We start from the raw sequence: 17,378 nt of genomic DNA, 5'->3' as shown, positions 1-17,378 counted from the left end.
GCGAGAAGCCTCAGGCCACGACATTCTCCAGCACGCCGACCTTCGACACCTCCACCTCGATCCGGTCGCCGGGGACCAGCCAGCGTGGCGGGGTGCGGGTGGCGCCGCTGCCTTCCGGAGAGCCGGTGGCAACCACGTCGCCCGGCAGCAACGGCGTCACCGCGGAGAGATAGGCGATGATGGCGGGGATGCTGAAGAACATGCGGTCGAGCCCGGTGCGCTGCACCTCCTCGCCGTTCAGCCGCGTCACCAGGGTGAGGGTGGCCGGATCCCCGATCTCATCCGCCGTCACCAGCCAGGGGCCGAAGCCGCCGGAGCGGACGAAATTCTTCCCCGCCCAGACGCTGTGCTTCTGGAAGTCCCGCACCGAGCCGTCGTTGAGGCAGGTATAGCCGGCGATATGGGACAGCGCCCGCTCAGGCGGGATATTGGCGCCCCCGCGGCCGATGACGAAGGCCAGCTCCCCCTCATAGTCGAATTGGCGGGAGGCGGTCGGGGCCTGCAGCCTTGCCCCGTGCGGCACCAGCGTCTCGGCCGGCTTCTGGAAGATGGCGGGGAATTCCGGCCCGCTCACCACCCCGCCGGTCGGGTGGACCTTCGGATAATTGGCCCCCACGCAGAAGATGCGCCGTGCTCCCGGGATCGGCTCGAGATAGTGGAGGCCTGCCAGGGCATGGCGTGGCCCGGGTGCCGAGAGCGCCGCTGCCGCTTCGGCCAGCGCATCCGCCTCGATCAGCGACAGCAGGTTCGGAAAACGGGCGCCGAGCCGGTCGGAGAGGTCGATCACGGCCTCGCCCTCCAACACGCCGTAGCGCGCCTCGCCGTCGATCGCGAAGCTGATGAGCTTCATCCGCTGTCCCCTCCCTGTTCGCTCCACCATCATCGGCGGGGGGTGCCGAGGCCGCAAGGCGGGCTTCGACACGCCTCCGTTCAGGTCGTTGCGGGCCTACCGGGCTTGGGGCAAGCTCCCCCTCATGGCCCGCAGAGGCCGATAGGAGGACACCAATGCGCCCAAGGGAGTCGCGCGCGTGACGCCGACCGATATCCGCAATCCTGACTACTTCCATAAGGTCGTCGATTGCCAATGGGCCTGTCCGGCGCATACGCCGGTACCCGAGTACATCCGGATGATCGCGGCGGGGCGCTATTCCGACGCCTATATGGTGAATTGGCACTCCAACGTCTTCCCGGGCGTGCTGGGCCGCACCTGCGACCGCCCTTGCGAGCCAGCCTGCCGCCGTGGGCGGGTGGAGGAGGAGCCGGTGGCGATCTGCCGGCTGAAGCGTGTGGCCGCCGACAACAAGGAGGGCGTGCTGGCGCGGATGCCGCCCATCCCGGCCATCGGCAATGGCAAGCGTATCGCCTGCATCGGCGCCGGGCCGGCCAGCCTGACCGTCGCGCGGGACCTCGCGCCGCTCGGCTACGAGGTGCATGTCTTTGACGAGCAGGCCAAGGGCGGCGGCTTCATCCGCAGCCAGATCCCCCGCTTCCGCCTGCCGGAGAGCGTGATCGACGAGGAGGTCGGCTACATCACCGACCGCGGCGGCGTCGTCACCCATTACAACCAGCGGGTCGGCAGCCTGCGCGCGTTGCTGGCGGAGGGCTATGATGCCGTCTTCATCGGCGCCGGCGCGCCGCGCGGGCGGGATCTCGACGTGCCGGGCCGCCAGGAGGCGGCGGCCAATATCCATATCGGCATCGACTGGCTCTCCTCCGTCTCCTTCGGCCATATCGAGAGCGTGGGCCGGCGCGTCATCGTGCTCGGCGGCGGCAATACCGCGATGGATTGCTGCCGCTCCGCCCGGCGCCTTGGTGGCGAGCAGGTGACGGTCGTCGTCCGCTCCGGCTTCGAGGAGATGAAGGCGAGCCCCTGGGAGAAGGAGGACGCCATGCATGAGGGCATCCCCATCCTCAACTGGCTGGTGCCGAAGCAGGTGCTGCATGAGGGCGGCCGCCTCACCGGCATGGTCTTCGAGAAGGTCAAGGCGGAGCGCGATGCCAATGGCCGCCGCCAGCTCGTGCCCTCGGGTGAGCCGGATGTGACCATCGAGGCCGATGACGTGCTGGTGGCGATCGGCCAGGAGAATGCCTTCCCCTGGATCGAGGCGGATCTCGGCCTGGAATTCGACCGCTGGGGCCTGCCGAAGCTCAACGAGAAGACGCTGCAATCGACCCTGCCGCAGGTCTTCTTCGGCGGCGATGCGGCCTTCGGGCCGAAGAACATCATCTGGGCCGTGGCGCATGGGCATGAGGCGGCGGTCTCCATCGACCGCTTCTGCCAGGGCGAGGACGTCACGCAGCGACCGCCGCCCGATGTGGTGATGTCCAGCCAGAAGATGGGCATCCACGAGTGGAGCTACGACAGCGCGGTCTCGCCCGACCTGCGCTTCAAGGTGCCGCATGCCGAGAATGAGGTGGCGCTGCGCGACATCAAGACCGAGGTGGAGCTGGGCTATGACCGGGAGCTTGCCTTCAAGGAGGCGCAGCGCTGCCTGAACTGCGACGTGCAGACGGTATTCACCTCGAAGCTCTGTATCGAATGCGACGCCTGCGTCGATATCTGCCCGGTCGACTGCATCACCTTCACCGAGGATGGGGAGGAGATGGAGCTGCGCGACCGGCTGAAGATGCCGGCGCATAACCTCGAACAGGCGATCTATGTCGCGGACGGGCTCAAGACCGGCCGAGTCATGGCGAAGGACGAGGATGTCTGCCTGCATTGCGGCATGTGCGCCGAGCGCTGCCCGACCGGCGCCTGGGACATGCAGAAATTCCTCCTCGAGAGCGCGAAGCCCAAGGCTGAGAGGGTGCACGCATGCGCGATCCGGTGACATCCGCCGTAACCGGCACCAACGACTTCGTCGTCAAATTCGCCAATGTCAACGGTTCGGGCTCGGCCAGCGCCAACCAGCTGTTTGCCAAGGCGATCCTGCGCATGGGCATCCCCATCGCCTCACGCAACATCTTCCCGAGCAACATCCAGGGCCTGCCGACCTGGTTCGAGGTCAGGGTGAGCGGCGAGGGGCATCTCGGCCGGCGCGGCGGCGTCGACCTCATGGTGGCGATGAACCCGCAGACCTGGGAGCGGGATGTCGCCGAGATCGATCCGGGCGGCTACCTGTTCTATGACAGCACGCGGCCGGTGCCGCGCAGCCGCTTCCGCGAGGACATCCACGTCATCGGCGTGCCGCTGACCGAGATGTGCAACGCGGCCTTCACCGATGCACGGCAGCGCCAGCTGCTCAAGAACATCATGTATGTAGGCGCCCTCTCGGCCCTGCTGCAGATCGACCCGGCGGTGGTGGAGACGCTGCTCTCGGAGCAGTACAAGGGCAAGGAGAAGCTGGCCAAGCCGAACCGGGACGCCTTCCAGATGGGGCGGGACTGGGCGCTGGCGAACCTTGCATGCCCGCTCGGCCTGACGCTCGAGCCGGCCGACAAGGTCGGCAACCGCATCTATGTGGATGGCAACAGCGCGGCCGGGCTCGGTGCCGTCTATGGCGGCGCGACCGTCTGCGCCTGGTACCCGATCACGCCCTCGACCTCGCTGGCCGAAGGCTTCGAGAAGTACTGCAAGAAGTTCCGCACCGAGCCGGATGGCCGCAAGCGCTACGCCATCGTCCAGGCGGAGGACGAGCTGGCCTCCATCGGCATCGTCATCGGTGCGGCCTGGAACGGGGCGCGGGCCTTCACCGCCACCTCCGGCCCGGGCATCTCGCTGATGCAGGAATTCGTCGGGCTCTCCTACTTCGCCGAGATCCCTTCGGTGATCTTCGACGTGCAGCGGGCGGGACCCAGCACGGGCATGCCGACGCGCACCCAGCAATCCGACGTGCTGGCGGCGGCCTATGCCAGCCATGGCGACACCAAGCACATCGTCCTCTTCCCCGAGGACCCGCATGAGTGCTTTGCCTTCGGGGCGGATGCCTTCGACATCGCCGACCGCCTGCAGCAGCCGGTCTTCGTGCTGCTCGACCTCGATATCGGCATGAATGACTGGCTCTGCGAGCCCTTCGCCTGGGACGATGCCCGGCGTATGGACCGCGGCAAGGTGATGACGGCGGAGGAGCTGGAGGCCGGCCGCGTCTTCGGCCGCTACCTTGATGCGGATGGGGATGGCATCCCCTATCGCACCTATCCGGGCACCCACCCGAGCAAGGGCGCCTTCTTCACCCGTGGCACCTCGCGCGACCGCTTCGCCAAATATACCGAGGTGGGCGCCGCCTATGTCGACAACATGCAGCGCCTGCTGCAGAAATTCGAGACGGCGAAGGGCATCGTCCCGCGCCCCGTGCTGCGCCAGGCGGCCGAGCCGACGCGGACGGGCGTGATCTATTACGGCAGCTCCTCCGCCGCGATGCGGGAGGCGCTGGCCGCGCTAGAGGCGGACGGCATCCATGTCGATGCGTTGCGCATCCGTGCCTTCCCCTTCCATCAGGACGTTGAGGCGTTCATCGCCGCCCATGACCAGGTCTTCGTGGTCGAGCAGAACCGCGACGCCCAGCTGCGCACGCTGCTGATGAACGAGTGCGGCATCGCGCCGCAGCAGCTCATCCCCGTGCTGCACTATGACGGGACGCCGATCACCGCGCGCTTCATCCGCGCCGCCATCGGCGACAAGGTACTGGCCCAGATCCTCCCCTTTGCCGGAGCAGCCGCGGAATGAGCTTCCTTCCCAAACCCAAGCTGCACCACCCGAAGCTGCCGACCAATGCGCTTGGCTACACCAGGCGCGACTATGAGGGGGCGATCAGCACCCTCTGTGCCGGCTGCGGGCATGACAGCATCAGCGCCGCCATCATCCAGGCCTGCTTCGAGCTCGATATCGAGCCGCACCGCGTCGCCAAGATGTCCGGCATCGGCTGCTCGTCCAAGACGCCGGACTATTTCCTCGGCGCCTCGCACGGCTTCAACTCCGTCCATGGCCGGATGCCGAGCGTGCTGACCGGCGCCAACCTCGCCAACCGGGAGCTGCTCTATCTCGGCGTCTCGGGCGATGGCGACAGCGCCTCGATCGGCTTCGGCCAATTCGCCCACAGCATCCGCCGTGGCGTGAACATGACCTATATCGTGGAGAACAACGGGGTCTATGGCCTGACCAAGGGCCAGTTCTCCGCCACCTCGGACAAGGGGTCCAAAGCGAAGAAGGGCACGGTCAACACCGACGAGGCGATCGACCTCATCGGCATCGCCCTCCAGCTCGGCGCCACCTATGTCGCCCGCAGCTTCTCAGGCGACAAGGACCAGCTCGTCCCCCTCATCAAGGGCGCGATGCGGCATGACGGGCCGGCCTTCATCGACTGCATCAGCCCCTGCGTCGCCTTCAACAACCATGAAGGCTCGACCAAGAGCTATGACTTCGTCCGCGAACACAACGAGGCGATGAACCGTCTCGATGTCATCACCGGCCGTGCCCCGATCACCGCCGACTATGAACCCGGCGAAGTGCGGGAGGTGGAGCAGCATGACGGGTCGATCCTGCGTCTGCGGAAGCTCCATGCGGAGTACGACCCGACCAACCGCGTCGCCGCGATGCACCACCTGCATGAGCGCAAGGCGGCAGGGGAGATCGTCACCGGCCTGCTGTTCATCGACCCGGAGCCGCGCGACCTGCACGCCAACCTGAACACGGTGGCGCGCCCGCTCAACCGGCTGGGCGATGCGGCGCTGGTACCGGGTGCGGCGGCGCTCGAGGCGGTCAATGCCGGGCTGAGGTAGCGCTCAGCGCCGGGTGGCGCAGCCGTTGCGGACATAGGCCTCTTCGGCTGAGCTGAGCCGCTCGCCCTGCTGGAAGCGAAACAGGGCACGGCTGCAATTGGGGTCGATGCGCGGCCTCGGCGCCGAGGCCTGGCGGACGGGTGGCGGCGGCGGCGGTGCCGGGGGCGGGGCGATGAGGTCCGGCTCCGGGACGGGCGGCGTCGGGTCCGGGGGCGGCATGGCCGAGGCCGCTGGCGCCTCGGCCACGGGCTCGGGCTCGGGTGCGGGCGGCGGTGCCGCGGGGCGGATCACGGGCAGTTCCACCCGCTCGATCTGCGGAAGAGCATGGGGGATCGGCGCGGGCGCCGCCTGGCTTGGCAGCGCCGCGAGGACCGGGGCCGGCGCCGGGTCAGGGCTGGTCGGCGCGGGCGTGGCGGGCAGCAAGGCGATGCCGCCCACCAGGCAGACGACCAATGCCAGGCTGGCGACGGCCCAGCGCGGCAGGCGTCGGCGAGGCAGCGGCGCTTCGGCCTCTTTCGCCTTGCCCTCCTCCTTGGCGGGGCTGCGAGGACGGCCGGGGACTTCCCAGGCCGGGTCTCGGGCAAGGGCGGCCTGGACGGCGCCGATCCAGCCCTCCGGCCCGCCGAGGCCGAGCGGGGGCAGCGAGTCGAACCCTTCGGCCAGGATATCCGGCAGCCGGCGGAGCTGCATCGGCTCCACCCGGCCATGCCAGACCGGCAGGGTTCCAGGGCAGAGGTCGGAGAAGCTGGCGGCATCGAGCGCCCGGCGCAGCCTTGCCTCCGCATTCGGTGTCACCTGCGGCACCAGGTCGATCAGCGCCACCCCGATGGCGGGGTGGGCCAGGGCATGGCAGCCGGCCGATATCCCGCTCGCGCCGGCCATGCCACGCCGACAGCGCCCCACCGCGCGCCAACCGGGCAGGGCGGCCAGCAATCGTTGCTCCGGCCCGGCGCGTGATGCGGTGCTGTCTGCCTGCGGTGCCTGGTCCACGGCCGCTCCTTTTCACCCAATCATGGAACGACCAAGCGCGCCATCGGTTGCCCTGAGGGGTGGGAACTGTTCCGGGTGTTGCTGATTGGTCGCTACAAATCCGCGCGCCAGACCCATAGGCCGGAGAGCAGCCCGGCCATCAAGGCCGGCAGGATGGCGCCGAGCAGGCCAGCGCCGAGGTCCCGCGCCAACGCCACCCAGAGCGCCGCGACGCCCAGGCCAACGGCGATGCCACCGACCAGCGAGGCACGCGAGGTCTTGATCTGCCCACCATCGAGCGGCGTCAGGGAGGCCATGCCTATTCCGCCGCCATCAGCCGCGGCCGGCCGGCCTGCGGATCATCCGTGCCATGCCGCACTTGCTTCAGGTCGGTCCGGCGATGCGCGGTGCCGTAGCCGTTCAGCATATGGCCGAGCAGCCCGCGCTTCAGGTCGCTGGTGCCGAAGAGCCAGTCGGCGATCGGGTAGGTCAGGTTGAAATTCCGCTCCATCATGATGGCCGTGTCGTGATGCGCGGCATGGTGGCGGCGGATGGTGTTGATGAAGGGGATGTGCCGGACGATCCGGTCATCCTTCACATGGCAGCAGAAGTGGAAGAGCTCGTAGTTCAGGTAGAGCGCGGTATTGGTGATGAGCAGCAGCCAGCCGGCATCCGGGAAGCCCAGGGCCTGCAGCAGCAGGCAGGGCACCAGCGACAGCGCCAGGAAGGTGATCAGCGCATAGGGCGGGAAGAAGACGATGCGGAAGTCTCGCGCATTGTCGATGGTGTACTCGGTCTCGGTGAAGAATTGGTGGTGCGCCAGGGTATGGCGCTTGTAGATGCCCATGAAGCCCTTGAGGGGCCGGTGCATCACGTATTTATGGATCCACCATTCGAAGATGTTGGCGCCGAGGAAGGCCAGCGGCACCACCAGCCATTCATACCAGGCGGGCGCCACGACCTGCCGCGCTGCATACCAGATGGCGGCGCCGCCAATGGCGTAGATCAGCGCGACATGCACCCAGCCATGATAGAGTCGGCCGATCTTCGCACGGAAATCGGCCCGGAAGGCCTGCTGCCGGCGGGACAGGCGCTCGCGCCGCAGGGCGGCGGCCGAGATGCCTCCTGTCAGGGTCTCTGCCATGGCGTTCCTCCGCTTCGTTACTGATATATCAGCATGCGGGGGCCGCCAGGGTCAAGGCTCGGGGCCGACCGTCGCGCGGGTGAAGCTCTCGATATAGTCGATCAGGGCGTCGGAGGCGGCGGCGGCCTCCTCCACACGGCCGTCGGCGATGGTGCGGGCCAGTCGTGCATGGGCCGCCACGGCCTCCGCCAGCCCGGCGCTGCGGCGCCAATGGATGAACCAGAAGCGGCGCGTGAGGCCATGCATCAGCGCCATGGCGGCGGCGGCGAATTCGTTGTGCGCCGCATCCAGCAGCAACAGGTTCAGTTCGCGATCGAGGCGGAGGAAGCCCGTCTCGTCCTTGGTCGCGGCCGCCTGTTCCATGGCATCGGCAATGGCGCGCAGCCGGTCGCGCTGGGCGGCATCGGCACGGCGGGCGGCGGCGCGCGCGGTCAGCCGCTCGATCTCCCGCCGCACCTCGAGCAGGCGCAGCTGCTCGCGGATATCGACGGGCGCGACGACGATGCCCCGGCGAGGAAGAATGCGCACCAGCCGCTCCCGCGCCAGGCGCTGCAGCGCCTCCCGAACCGGCGTCCGGCCGAAGCCCGACCTGGCCGAGAGCTGTGCCTCGCTCACCACCTCGCCCGGTTTCAGGGACAGCGTGGCGATCGCCTCTTCGATGGCGCGGTAGGCCTGCTCCGTCAGGGTCGCGGCAGTGTCGGCGCTGCTGCGCCGGCGGCGGAAGGCAGAGGCACGGCGTGGCGGTGTCTGGTCGGGCATGGGTTCAGCTTTTGTGGGAAGCGACGGTAGATGCAACCACCCCCGTTGACAGGGGGCGCCCGCGCGGCGACACTGCATGCAAGAGATATATCAAGCCGCATATCAGCGTCGGATTCGTGAACGTCGAATGTGTCATTGATATATCCGCCCTGCGGAAAGCCGGGTTTAGGGAGGGTGGTCCAGCGGGTTGAACGCGCGGTTGGCGGCAGGGCCGTCAGTCGTGCGTTCCCTTGCGGGCGTCCTTACTCGCCTATCGGCGAAGAAGACAGCGCCGCATCGATATCCTCCGAGGTCAGCAGCCAGGCATTGTCGAGCCGGGCCACCACCCTGCGCATGAAGCCCTCGGTCAGCGCCAGGGCGCGAGCCGGGTCGCCGAGATGATGGCACAGCAGGGCGAGGGCCAGTTGGCGAGGACCATCGCCCTCATAGGTCCATTCGAAGCCCATCGGGGAGAAGCGGCGGAGCTCGAAGCATGGGTCGAGCGGGGCGCCGTCGGCCGTCACCTCGGCCCCCGCAAGGCCGCGGCCACCTTCATAGATCGTCATCGGCCGGCTGCCCTCGCGCCGGCCCGCATCGCCTCTGTCATGGCATTCCCGCTATCGCGGGCGGACGCTAGCCCATGACAGCCTGATATGTCACGCGCCGCAGCGCACCAGGCCATCCACGGCAAGGCAACCCCAGTCGCCGCAGATCAGCGGGTTCACCTCCGCCTCCTCGATCCGCGGCCCCGCCTCGGCGACCAGGACGGAGAAGGCCGAGACCGCCCGGGCGATGGCGGCGATATCCGCCCGCGGCGCGCCGCGGAAGCCGTCGAGCAGGGGGAAGCCCTTCAGGCTGCGCAGCATCTCCTCCGCCCGCGCCGGGCTGACCGGGGCAAGGTCGAGCGCCACGTCGCGCCAGAGCTCCGCCTGCACGCCGCCGGTGCCGACCAGGATGAGCGAGCCGAACTGCCCATCCCGCCGGGCGCCGAGGATCAGCTCCACCCCCTGGCGGGACATGCGCTGGATCAGCACGCCATCCAGCCGGGCCTCAGGCGCATGCTGCCGCGCCGAGGCCATGATGGCCGCGAAGGCGGCCTCCACAGCGCTGCGGTCGGCGAGGTTCAGCTTCACCCCGCCCACCTCGGTCTTGTGGGCGATGTCCGGGCTGTCGAGCTTCAGCACCACGGGGAAGCCAAGCCCGGCCGCCGCCTCGGCCGCTTCGGCGGCGGTCGTGGCGCGGCGCTCCTCCACCACCGGCACGCCGACCTTGGCGAAGAGGGCCTTCGCCTCGGCCTCCATCAGCACCGCCTCGCCGCCCGGCAGGGCAGCGAGCGCGGCATCGAGGCCCGCCGGCGCGGCGACCTGGGCCGGTGGCGTCCGGCCGTAATACTCCAGCCAGAGACGCACGGCATTCATCAGCCGGCGCATGGAGCGGAAGAGGATCAGCTCCGGCACGGAATCCGCCACCACGGCGCCGGGACCTTCAAGCTGCTCGGGAATCCAGGCGATCAGCAGCGGCTTGCCGAATTTCCGCGCATAGGGGCGCAGCTGCTCCATCCGCAGCTGGGTCGAGGCGTGATGGGAATAGACCACCGGCATGACCGCGCAGCCATATTGCGGGTCGGTTAGCATCGCCTCCATGCAGGCATCGTAGCTGGCCGGGTTGGAGGCCACCTGCGCGGTGAGGTCGCAGGGGTTTCGCGGCGCGCCGAAATCCGGGATGGCGGAGCGCAGCACCGCCTCGGTCTGCGGCATGGGCTGCGGCATGGACAGGCCGAGTGCCTCGGCGTGGTCGGCGGCCATGATGCCGGCGCCGCCCGAGGGGGTGATGATGGCGACCCCGGATGCCATCGGCGGCGGCGCCTTGGCGAACATGCCCGCCGTCTCGAGCAGGGCGTCGAAATCTTCGACCTCGATCATGCCGGCGCGGCGGAAGGCCGCCGACCAGGCGGCGGCGCTGCCGGCGAGCGAGCCGGTATGGGAGACGGCCGCCGCCGCCCCCGCCTCGCCACGGCCGAGCTTCAGCACGACGATGGGCTTGCCGGCCTGCCGCGCCGCCTCGCCCAGCAGGGCCAGGCGGCGCCCGTCCCGCAGCCCCTCCACAGCCAGCGCCACGGCGCGGCATTCCGGCATGGACAGCTGATAGGCCGCGAGGTCGCAGACATCGAGGTCGGTGGCGTTGCCCGCCGTCGTCATGTGGCAGACCGAGAAGCCGCGCTCCGCCGCCTGCATCAGCGCATAGCCGAGCGCGCCCGACTGGCTGGTGATGGCGACGCCGCCAGGCGGTGCGGTAAGGCGCTGATACTCCGGCATGAAGGTGACGCCGGCTTTCAGCACATGGTCGACAATGCCGAGGCAGTTGACGCCGACCAGTGGCAGGCCCGCCGCGCGGCAGCGGTCGCGCAGGGCCTCCTCCTCGGCGATGCGGTCGGCAAGGCCTGTCTCGCCATAGCCCGAGGCGAAGGCGATGATGCCGCCGGCCCCTTTGGCGATGCAGGCCTCCACCGCCGGCATGATGCCGGTGCGCGGAAGGGCCAGCAGCACGCAGTCAGGTGCCTCCGGCAGCTCGGCGATGCTGCCGAGGCAGGGGAAGCCGTGCAGCTCCTGCCCGGCATATTTGGGGTTCACTGCCCAGACCGGCCCGGCGAAGTTCCGCAGGTTGCCGATGCTGCGCGCGCCGAAGCCGATCGGGTCGGCCGAGACGCCGACCACGGCGACGCTGCGGGGGGAAAGCAACCGGCGCAGGCTGGCCGGATCGCGCAAGGGCTCAGGCCCGGACTGGCCATCCGTGACGTGGTGCTGCAAACGCCCCTCCCGCTGCTTCCCGCCTTCGGCGGGCTTTCTGGACCAGGTCAGCCTAGCCGCGGTCCGGCCCCGGTCAACCCAGGGAGAGGGGTTTCAGCGGTTCCGGCACGCCAGGCGGCAGGGGCACCTGGGCAACGTTCAGGATCATTGCGACGGCAACGTAGTATCCGCTGACGCCGAGCAGATCGACCACGCCCTGCTCGCCGAAGCGGCCGCGGGCGGCGGCATAGGTGGCGTCGGAGACGGCATGGGTCGTGTGAAGCTCCGTGCAGAACTCGTAGACGATGCGCTGGTCCTCATCCATGCCCTCGGGCCGCCGGCCTTCGGCGATGGCCTCGGCGATGCTGGGCGGCAGGCCGGCCTTCATCGCCAGCAGGTGGTGGGCATACCATTCGAACTGCGCGCTCCAGGTCCGGGCGGTGACGAGGATCGCCAGCTCGTTCAGCGCGGTCGGGATCGAGCTGTTGAAGCGAAGGTACTCGCCGACCTTCTGGAAGCGGTCGGCCAGTTCCGGGCTGCGCAGCAGGGCCGGGAAGGGCCCGCGCAACCCGCCGCGCGGCCCGCCGGAGATGCCGGCGGCGACGCGCTGCTGCGCCTCGGTCAGCTGGTCCGCCGGGATGGGCGGCAGCCGCCCGGTTCGGCCGTCATCCGCCGGGATTGCCGTATCGGAAGCCATTATCGCATTTCCTCCGCCCAAAGCTCAGGCAGGGATCATCGCCCCGCCGCCGGGCGAGGGCAACTTTCCCTATGCCGGGGCTGCGGGCGTGGCTAGCCTTCGCGTAACAGGGACATCACGGGCTGGAGGGACTGCTTGGCTTATGCAATGCAGCAGCTGATCAATGGGGTCAGCCTGGGGATGATCTACGGCCTGATCGCGGTGGGCTACACCATGGTCTACGGCATCATCGGCATGATCAATTTCGCCCATGGCGACGTGTTCATGATCGGCGCCTTCCTGTCACTGATCGCGGTGCTGCTGCTGTCTATGGGCGGGCTGATGGATGGCCCCGCGGGCATCCTGCTGGTGCTGCTGTTCTCGGTGGCCATCACCGGCGTCTATGGCTGGGCGATCGAGCGCATCGCCTACCGGCCGCTCCGCGGCAGCTTCCGCCTGGCGCCGCTGATCTCGGCCATCGGCCTTTCGATTGTGCTGCAGAATTTCGTCCAGGTCAGCCAGGGCGCGCGGGTCAAGCCGATGGAGACGCTGGTGCAGGGCGGCATCGAGGTGATGCGCGAGGACGGCTTCGTCGTGCAGCTGGCCTATACGCAGATTCTCATCATCGGCGTGACGCTTGCGGTGCTTGCCATCTTCACCGTGCTGGTGACGCGCACGCCGCTCGGCCGTGCGATGCGGGCCTGCGAGCAGGACCGCAAGATGGCGTCGCTGCTCGGTATCGACACCGACCGCACCATCAGCCTCACCTTCGTCATCGGCGCGGCGCTCGCCGCGGTGGCGGGCACGATGTACCTGCTGCGCTACGGCGTGATCGATTTCTATATCGGCTTCCTGGCCGGGGTGAAGGCCTTCACCGCGGCGGTGCTGGGTGGCATCGGCTCGCTGCCGGGCGCCGTGCTGGGCGGGCTGCTGATCGGCCTGATCGAGACCTTCTGGTCGGCCTATTTCAGCGTGCAGTACAAGGACGTCGCCGCCTTCTCGATCCTCGTGCTGACATTGGTCTTCCTGCCCACGGGCCTGCTCGGCCGGCAGGAGGTGGAGAAGGTATGAGCGCCGCAGCGCTTGCGCCGCCGCGTCCGGCAGGGCGCGTGCAGCTCGCCCTCAAGGATGCGCTGATCGCCACCGCGGTCGCGGCCATCCTCTTCGTGCCGATGGTGGCGCTGCGCACGGATGTCGGCACGGCTGGCGCGCTCGCGCTGCGCTATCGCTGGACCGATGCGGCGATCCTCTGCGGCCTGGTCTTCCTCGGCCGTCTCCTGCTGGTGCTCTGGACGGGGCGGCGGGGGCTGCAGCCGACGACCTCGGCTGGGCCCTGGACGCGGCGGCTGCAACAGGCCGGAAGATTCGCCGCGCCTGCCTTCCTCATCGTGGCGCTGCTGCTGCCGGTCATCCCCGGGGTCGACCGCTACGAGCTCGATCTCGGCATCCTGGTCCTGACCTATGTGATGCTCGGCTGGGGGCTGAACATCGTGGTCGGCCTCGCCGGGCTGCTGGACCTCGGCTATGTCGCCTTCTATGCGGTCGGCGCCTATTCCTATGCCCTGCTGGCGCAGTATTTCGGCCTTTCCTTCTGGGTCTGCCTGCCGCTGGCCGGCATCCTGGCCGCTTTCTGGGGCATCCTGCTCGGCTTCCCGGTGCTGCGCCTCCGCGGCGACTACCTCGCCATCGTCACGCTGGCCTTCGGCGAGATCATCCGCGTGGTGCTGCTCAACTGGGTGAGCCTGACGGGCGGCCCGAACGGCATCAGCGGCATCCCGCGGCCCTCCTTCTTCGGCCTGTCCTTCAGCATGTCGGGCGGCGAGGGGACCTTCGCCGGTTTCTTCGGGCTGGAGCCGTCATCGGTCCATCGCGTGATCTTCCTCTACTACCTAATCCTGGCGCTCGCCCTGCTGACCAATTGGGTGACGATCCGGCTGCGCCGCCAGCCGCTCGGCCGCGCCTGGGAGGCGCTGCGCGAGGACGAGATCGCCTGCCGGGCGCTCGGCATCAACGTCACCACGACCAAGCTCTCGGCCTTCGCGCTGGGCGCGATGTTCGGCGGCTTCGCCGGGGCCTTCTTCGCCACCCGCCAGGCCTTCATCAGCCCGGAAAGCTTCACCTTCATCGAGAGCGCCATCATCCTGGCGATCGTCGTGCTCGGCGGGCTCGGCAGCCAGATCGGGGTCGCCATCGCGGCGCTGGTGCTGATCGGCGGGACCGAGCTGTTCCGTGACCTGCAGGAATGGCGGATGCTCGTCTTCGGCGGGGCGATGGTGCTGATCATGGTGCTGCGGCCACGGGGGCTGGTTGGCACCCGCACACCTTCCATCGCGCTTGGGAAGCGACGTGCCATCGACGGGAACCTCGTCGGGGAGGGCCACGGATGAGCGCCGCTGCCCCGGACCGTACAGCGGTCCGCCCGGTCCGGCCGGGCCCGCCGATCCTCGAGGTGCAGGGCCTCACCATGCGCTTCGGCGGCCTCACCGCCGTCTCCAAGGTTTCCTTCGCCGCCGGGTCCGGCCAGATCACCGCGCTGATCGGGCCGAACGGCGCCGGCAAGACCACGCTGTTCAACTGTGTCACCGGCTTCTACCGGCCGAGCGACGGCATCATCCGCCTGCACAAGCCGGGCGTCCCGCCGACCGAGCTGCAGCGCCTGCCGGGCCACCGAATCGCCCGCGCCGGGGTGGCGCGGACCTTCCAGAACATCCGCCTCTTCCCCGGCATGACGGCGCTCGAGAACCTGCTCATCGCCCAGCACGGCCCGCTGATGGCGGCGACCGGCTGGGGCATCGGCGCCGTGCTCGGCCTCTCCCGCTACCCGGCGGCGGAGCGGCTGGCGATCGAACGGGCCAAGCGCTGGCTCACCGCCACCAACCTGATGGAGCGCGCGGACGACCCGGCGGGTGCCCTGCCCTATGGCCAGCAGCGGCGGCTGGAGATCGCCCGGGCCATGTGCACCGAGCCCGCGCTGCTCTGCCTCGACGAGCCGGCCGCCGGCCTCAACCCGCGCGAATCGGACGAGCTGGCGCGGCTGCTGCTCGACATCCGCGAGGAGGGCACCTCGATCCTGCTCATCGAGCACGACATGGGCGTGGTGATGCGCATCAGCGACCGCGTGGTGGTGCTGGACCACGGCGTGCTGATCGCCGATGGCACGCCCGCCGAGGTGCGCGGCAACGCCAAGGTGATCGCCGCCTATCTGGGCGAGGATGAGGAGGAGGTCGCGGCGCCATGACCCCCCTGCTCGAGGTCGACAACGTCTCCGCCGCCTATGGCGCGGTGCAGGCGCTCACCGATGTGTCGCTCCGGGTCATGCCGGGGGAGATCGTCACCCTGATCGGCGCCAACGGCGCCGGCAAGTCGACGCTGCTGATGACCATCTGCGGCGCGCCGGTGCCGCGCGCCGGCCGCATCCGCCTCGCCGGCGAGGATATCACCGGCGAAAAGACGCATCTGACGATGCGCCGCGGCGTGGCGCAGTCGCCGGAGGGCCGCCGCATCTTCCCGCGTATGACGGTGTACGAGAACCTGCTGATGGGCGCCCAGGCGCTCACCACGGGCGATCCGGGCCCGCAGCTGGAGCAGGTCTTCACCCTCTTCCCCCGCATGAAGGAACGCCTCGCCCAGCGCGGCGGCACCCTCTCGGGCGGCGAGCAGCAGATGCTCGCCATCGGCCGGGCGCTGATGTCGAAGCCGCGGCTGCTGCTGCTGGACGAGCCCTCGCTCGGCCTGGCGCCGCTGGTGGTGCGGCAGATCTTCGGCGCCATCCGCCAACTCAACGAGAGCACGGGCCTCACCGTGCTGCTGGTCGAGCAGAACGCCAATCAGGCGCTCCGCCTCGCCCATCGGGGCTATGTGCTGGTGAACGGCCGCATCACCATGGAGGGCGGCGGCCATGAGCTGCTGGCCCGGCCGGAGATCCGCGATGCCTATCTCGGCGGCGGCCACGGCTGAGAGTGGAGCGGCGCGGCAGGCTGGCGTAACATTCACACCAAGCTGTCCCGAGGGCAGCGGCATCGACAGGGAAGGCAGGACAATGCTGAATCGCAGGGGACTGATCGCCGGCACCGCCGGCCTCGCGCTGGCCGGCCCGGCCCTGATCCGCAGCGCCCATGCCCAGGGCAGCGGGCCGATCCGCCTGGCCTGCGCCGGGCCGATGACCGGCTCCAACGCCGCCGCCGGCGAGCAGATGAAGATCGGCGCCCAGCAGGTGGTGGCCGACATGAACGCCAAGGGCGGGGTGCTCGGCCGCCAGCTCGTCCTCGAGATCGCCGATGATGCCTGCGACCCGCGCCAGGCGGTCTCGGTCGCCAACCAGCTCGCCGGGCGGCGCGTGGCGCTGGTCGCGGGGCATTACTGCTCGGGCAGCTCCATCCCCGCCAGCAAGGTCTATGCGGAGGAGGGCGTGCTGCAGATCAGCCCGGCCAGCACCAATCCGAAATTCACCGATGACGGCGCCTGGAACACCTTCCGCGTCTGTGGCCGGGACGACCAGCAGGGCCAGATCGCCGGCACCTACATCGCCAAGACCTTCCCGGGCAAGAAGGTGGCGATCCTCCATGACAACCAGGCCTACGGAAAGGGCCTCGCCGACGAGACCAAGAAGGCGCTGAACGCCGGCGGCGTGACGGAGGCCATCTACGCCGCCTACAACCCGGGCGAGCGCGACTACAATGCCCTTGTCTCCCGCATGAAAAGCGTCGGCATCGAGGTGATGTATATCGGTGGCTACTACACCGAGGCCGGCCTTATCCTGCGCCAGGCCAAGGAGCAGGGGATGGCCGTGACGATGATCGGCGGCGACGCCCTCGTCACCAAGGATTTCTGGCAGATCACCGGCGCGGCGGGCGAGGGCACGCTGATGACCTTCAGCAGCGACCCGCGCCAGCGCAGCAGCGCTGCCGCCGTCGTCCAGACCTTCAAGGCGAAGAACATCGATCCCGAGGGCTATGTCCTCTACACCTACGCTGCCGTGCAGATCTGGGCCGCCGCCGCGGCCAAGATCAACAGCATCGACGCCAAGAAGGTCGCCGAGGCGATGAAGGCGAGCGGCCCCTGGCCGACGGTGCTGGGCGACATCGCCTTCGACAGGAAGGGTGATGTCACCGTTCCGGACTATGTCTTCTACGTCTGGAAGAATGGCGACTACGCACAGATCTAGGACTTGATTGGCCCCCTGCGGGGGGCCATCTTCTGCTCAGTCGTCAACAACCGAAAGGAGGTGATCCAGTGTCTCATTGCCATATGCCGCGTGCCCTGCCTGCGGCCTGGATCATCGTCACCGCCACTGCGGAGATGGCTTCCTGAGCCCTGCCTAGGCCGGCAACGGCTGCAGCAATGGAAA

At 69.0% G+C, this 17,378-nt stretch carries 16 protein-coding genes; 8 read left to right on the top strand and 8 right to left on the bottom strand.

What is annotated here, in order from left to right:
- Window positions 1-10: 10 nt before the first annotated feature.
- Complete coding sequence (locus BLR02_RS12580) at window positions 11-850, bottom strand: fumarylacetoacetate hydrolase family protein (RefSeq protein WP_090663437.1); 840 nt, start codon at window positions 848-850, stop codon at window positions 11-13.
- A gap of 178 nt (window positions 851-1,028) precedes the next feature.
- Here BLR02_RS12580 and BLR02_RS12575 point away from each other — a divergent pair, with 178 nt between their 5' ends.
- From BLR02_RS12575 to BLR02_RS12565, 3 genes are read left to right on the top strand one after another with little or no spacing between them, the layout of a single operon-like run.
- On the top strand, window positions 1,029-2,831 hold the full coding sequence (locus tag BLR02_RS12575) for an FAD-dependent oxidoreductase (protein WP_090563834.1): 1,803 nt from the start codon (window positions 1,029-1,031) through the stop codon (window positions 2,829-2,831).
- Window positions 2,816-4,666 (top strand): 2-oxoacid:acceptor oxidoreductase subunit alpha, encoded by a 1,851-nt coding sequence (locus BLR02_RS12570; RefSeq protein ID WP_090663436.1) that lies wholly within the window; start codon window positions 2,816-2,818, stop codon window positions 4,664-4,666. Before BLR02_RS12575 ends, BLR02_RS12570 begins: the two co-directional genes overlap by 16 nt.
- On the top strand, window positions 4,663-5,718 hold the full coding sequence (locus tag BLR02_RS12565; RefSeq protein WP_090663435.1) for a 2-oxoacid:ferredoxin oxidoreductase subunit beta: 1,056 nt from the start codon (window positions 4,663-4,665) through the stop codon (window positions 5,716-5,718). Before BLR02_RS12570 ends, BLR02_RS12565 begins: the two co-directional genes overlap by 4 nt.
- Window positions 5,719-5,721: 3 nt before the next feature.
- Here the strand turns inward: BLR02_RS12565 and BLR02_RS12560 are convergent, their stop codons facing one another.
- From BLR02_RS12560 to BLR02_RS12530, 7 genes are all read right to left on the bottom strand, one after another.
- Entirely contained in the window at window positions 5,722-6,708 is a 987-nt protein-coding gene (locus BLR02_RS12560; protein WP_143018118.1) for a hypothetical protein, read from the bottom strand.
- 92 nt (window positions 6,709-6,800) lie between these two features.
- Complete coding sequence (locus BLR02_RS12555; protein ID WP_090663433.1) at window positions 6,801-7,004, bottom strand: hypothetical protein; 204 nt, start codon at window positions 7,002-7,004, stop codon at window positions 6,801-6,803.
- A gap of 2 nt (window positions 7,005-7,006) precedes the next feature.
- Window positions 7,007-7,831 (bottom strand): sterol desaturase family protein, encoded by an 825-nt coding sequence (locus tag BLR02_RS12550; protein ID WP_090563845.1) that lies wholly within the window; start codon window positions 7,829-7,831, stop codon window positions 7,007-7,009.
- A gap of 51 nt (window positions 7,832-7,882) precedes the next feature.
- Window positions 7,883-8,590 (bottom strand): GntR family transcriptional regulator, encoded by a 708-nt coding sequence (locus BLR02_RS12545; RefSeq protein WP_090563847.1) that lies wholly within the window; start codon window positions 8,588-8,590, stop codon window positions 7,883-7,885.
- 242 nt (window positions 8,591-8,832) lie between these two features.
- Window positions 8,833-9,135, bottom strand: coding sequence for a DUF6166 domain-containing protein (locus tag BLR02_RS12540; protein WP_090563849.1), 303 nt, complete (start codon window positions 9,133-9,135; stop codon window positions 8,833-8,835).
- Between the two features lie 90 nt (window positions 9,136-9,225).
- Window positions 9,226-11,307, bottom strand: coding sequence for an acetate--CoA ligase family protein (locus BLR02_RS12535; protein ID WP_218127928.1), 2,082 nt, complete (start codon window positions 11,305-11,307; stop codon window positions 9,226-9,228).
- Window positions 11,308-11,449: 142 nt separating this feature from the next.
- Entirely contained in the window at window positions 11,450-12,052 is a 603-nt protein-coding gene (locus BLR02_RS12530) for a carboxymuconolactone decarboxylase family protein (RefSeq protein ID WP_090663431.1), read from the bottom strand.
- 147 nt (window positions 12,053-12,199) lie between these two features.
- Between BLR02_RS12530 and BLR02_RS12525 the strand changes: the two genes are divergently transcribed.
- From BLR02_RS12525 to BLR02_RS12505, 5 genes are all read left to right on the top strand, one after another.
- On the top strand, window positions 12,200-13,102 hold the full coding sequence (locus BLR02_RS12525) for an ABC transporter permease subunit (RefSeq protein WP_456303763.1): 903 nt from the start codon (window positions 12,200-12,202) through the stop codon (window positions 13,100-13,102).
- Entirely contained in the window at window positions 13,099-14,418 is a 1,320-nt protein-coding gene (gene livM / locus BLR02_RS12520) for a high-affinity branched-chain amino acid ABC transporter permease LivM (protein WP_090663430.1), read from the top strand. Before BLR02_RS12525 ends, livM begins: the two co-directional genes overlap by 4 nt.
- The gene (locus tag BLR02_RS12515; RefSeq protein WP_090663429.1) at window positions 14,415-15,269 is read left to right on the top strand and encodes an ABC transporter ATP-binding protein; all 855 of its coding nucleotides are present in this window, start codon (window positions 14,415-14,417) and stop codon (window positions 15,267-15,269) included. Before livM ends, BLR02_RS12515 begins: the two co-directional genes overlap by 4 nt.
- Window positions 15,266-15,988: an ABC transporter ATP-binding protein gene (locus tag BLR02_RS12510; protein ID WP_090663428.1), complete on the top strand. Its 723-nt coding sequence runs from the start codon at window positions 15,266-15,268 to the stop codon at window positions 15,986-15,988. The genes BLR02_RS12515 and BLR02_RS12510 overlap by 4 nt, the downstream gene beginning before the upstream one ends.
- Window positions 15,989-16,070: 82 nt before the next feature.
- The gene (locus BLR02_RS12505) at window positions 16,071-17,195 is read left to right on the top strand and encodes a branched-chain amino acid ABC transporter substrate-binding protein (protein ID WP_090563862.1); all 1,125 of its coding nucleotides are present in this window, start codon (window positions 16,071-16,073) and stop codon (window positions 17,193-17,195) included.
- The last annotated feature ends 183 nt before the right edge of the window (window positions 17,196-17,378 follow it).

The organism is Belnapia rosea, assembly GCF_900101615.1.
Lineage (GTDB): Bacteria > Pseudomonadota > Alphaproteobacteria > Acetobacterales > Acetobacteraceae > Belnapia > Belnapia rosea.
This window is presented reverse-complemented; position numbering and strand designations above follow the sequence as displayed.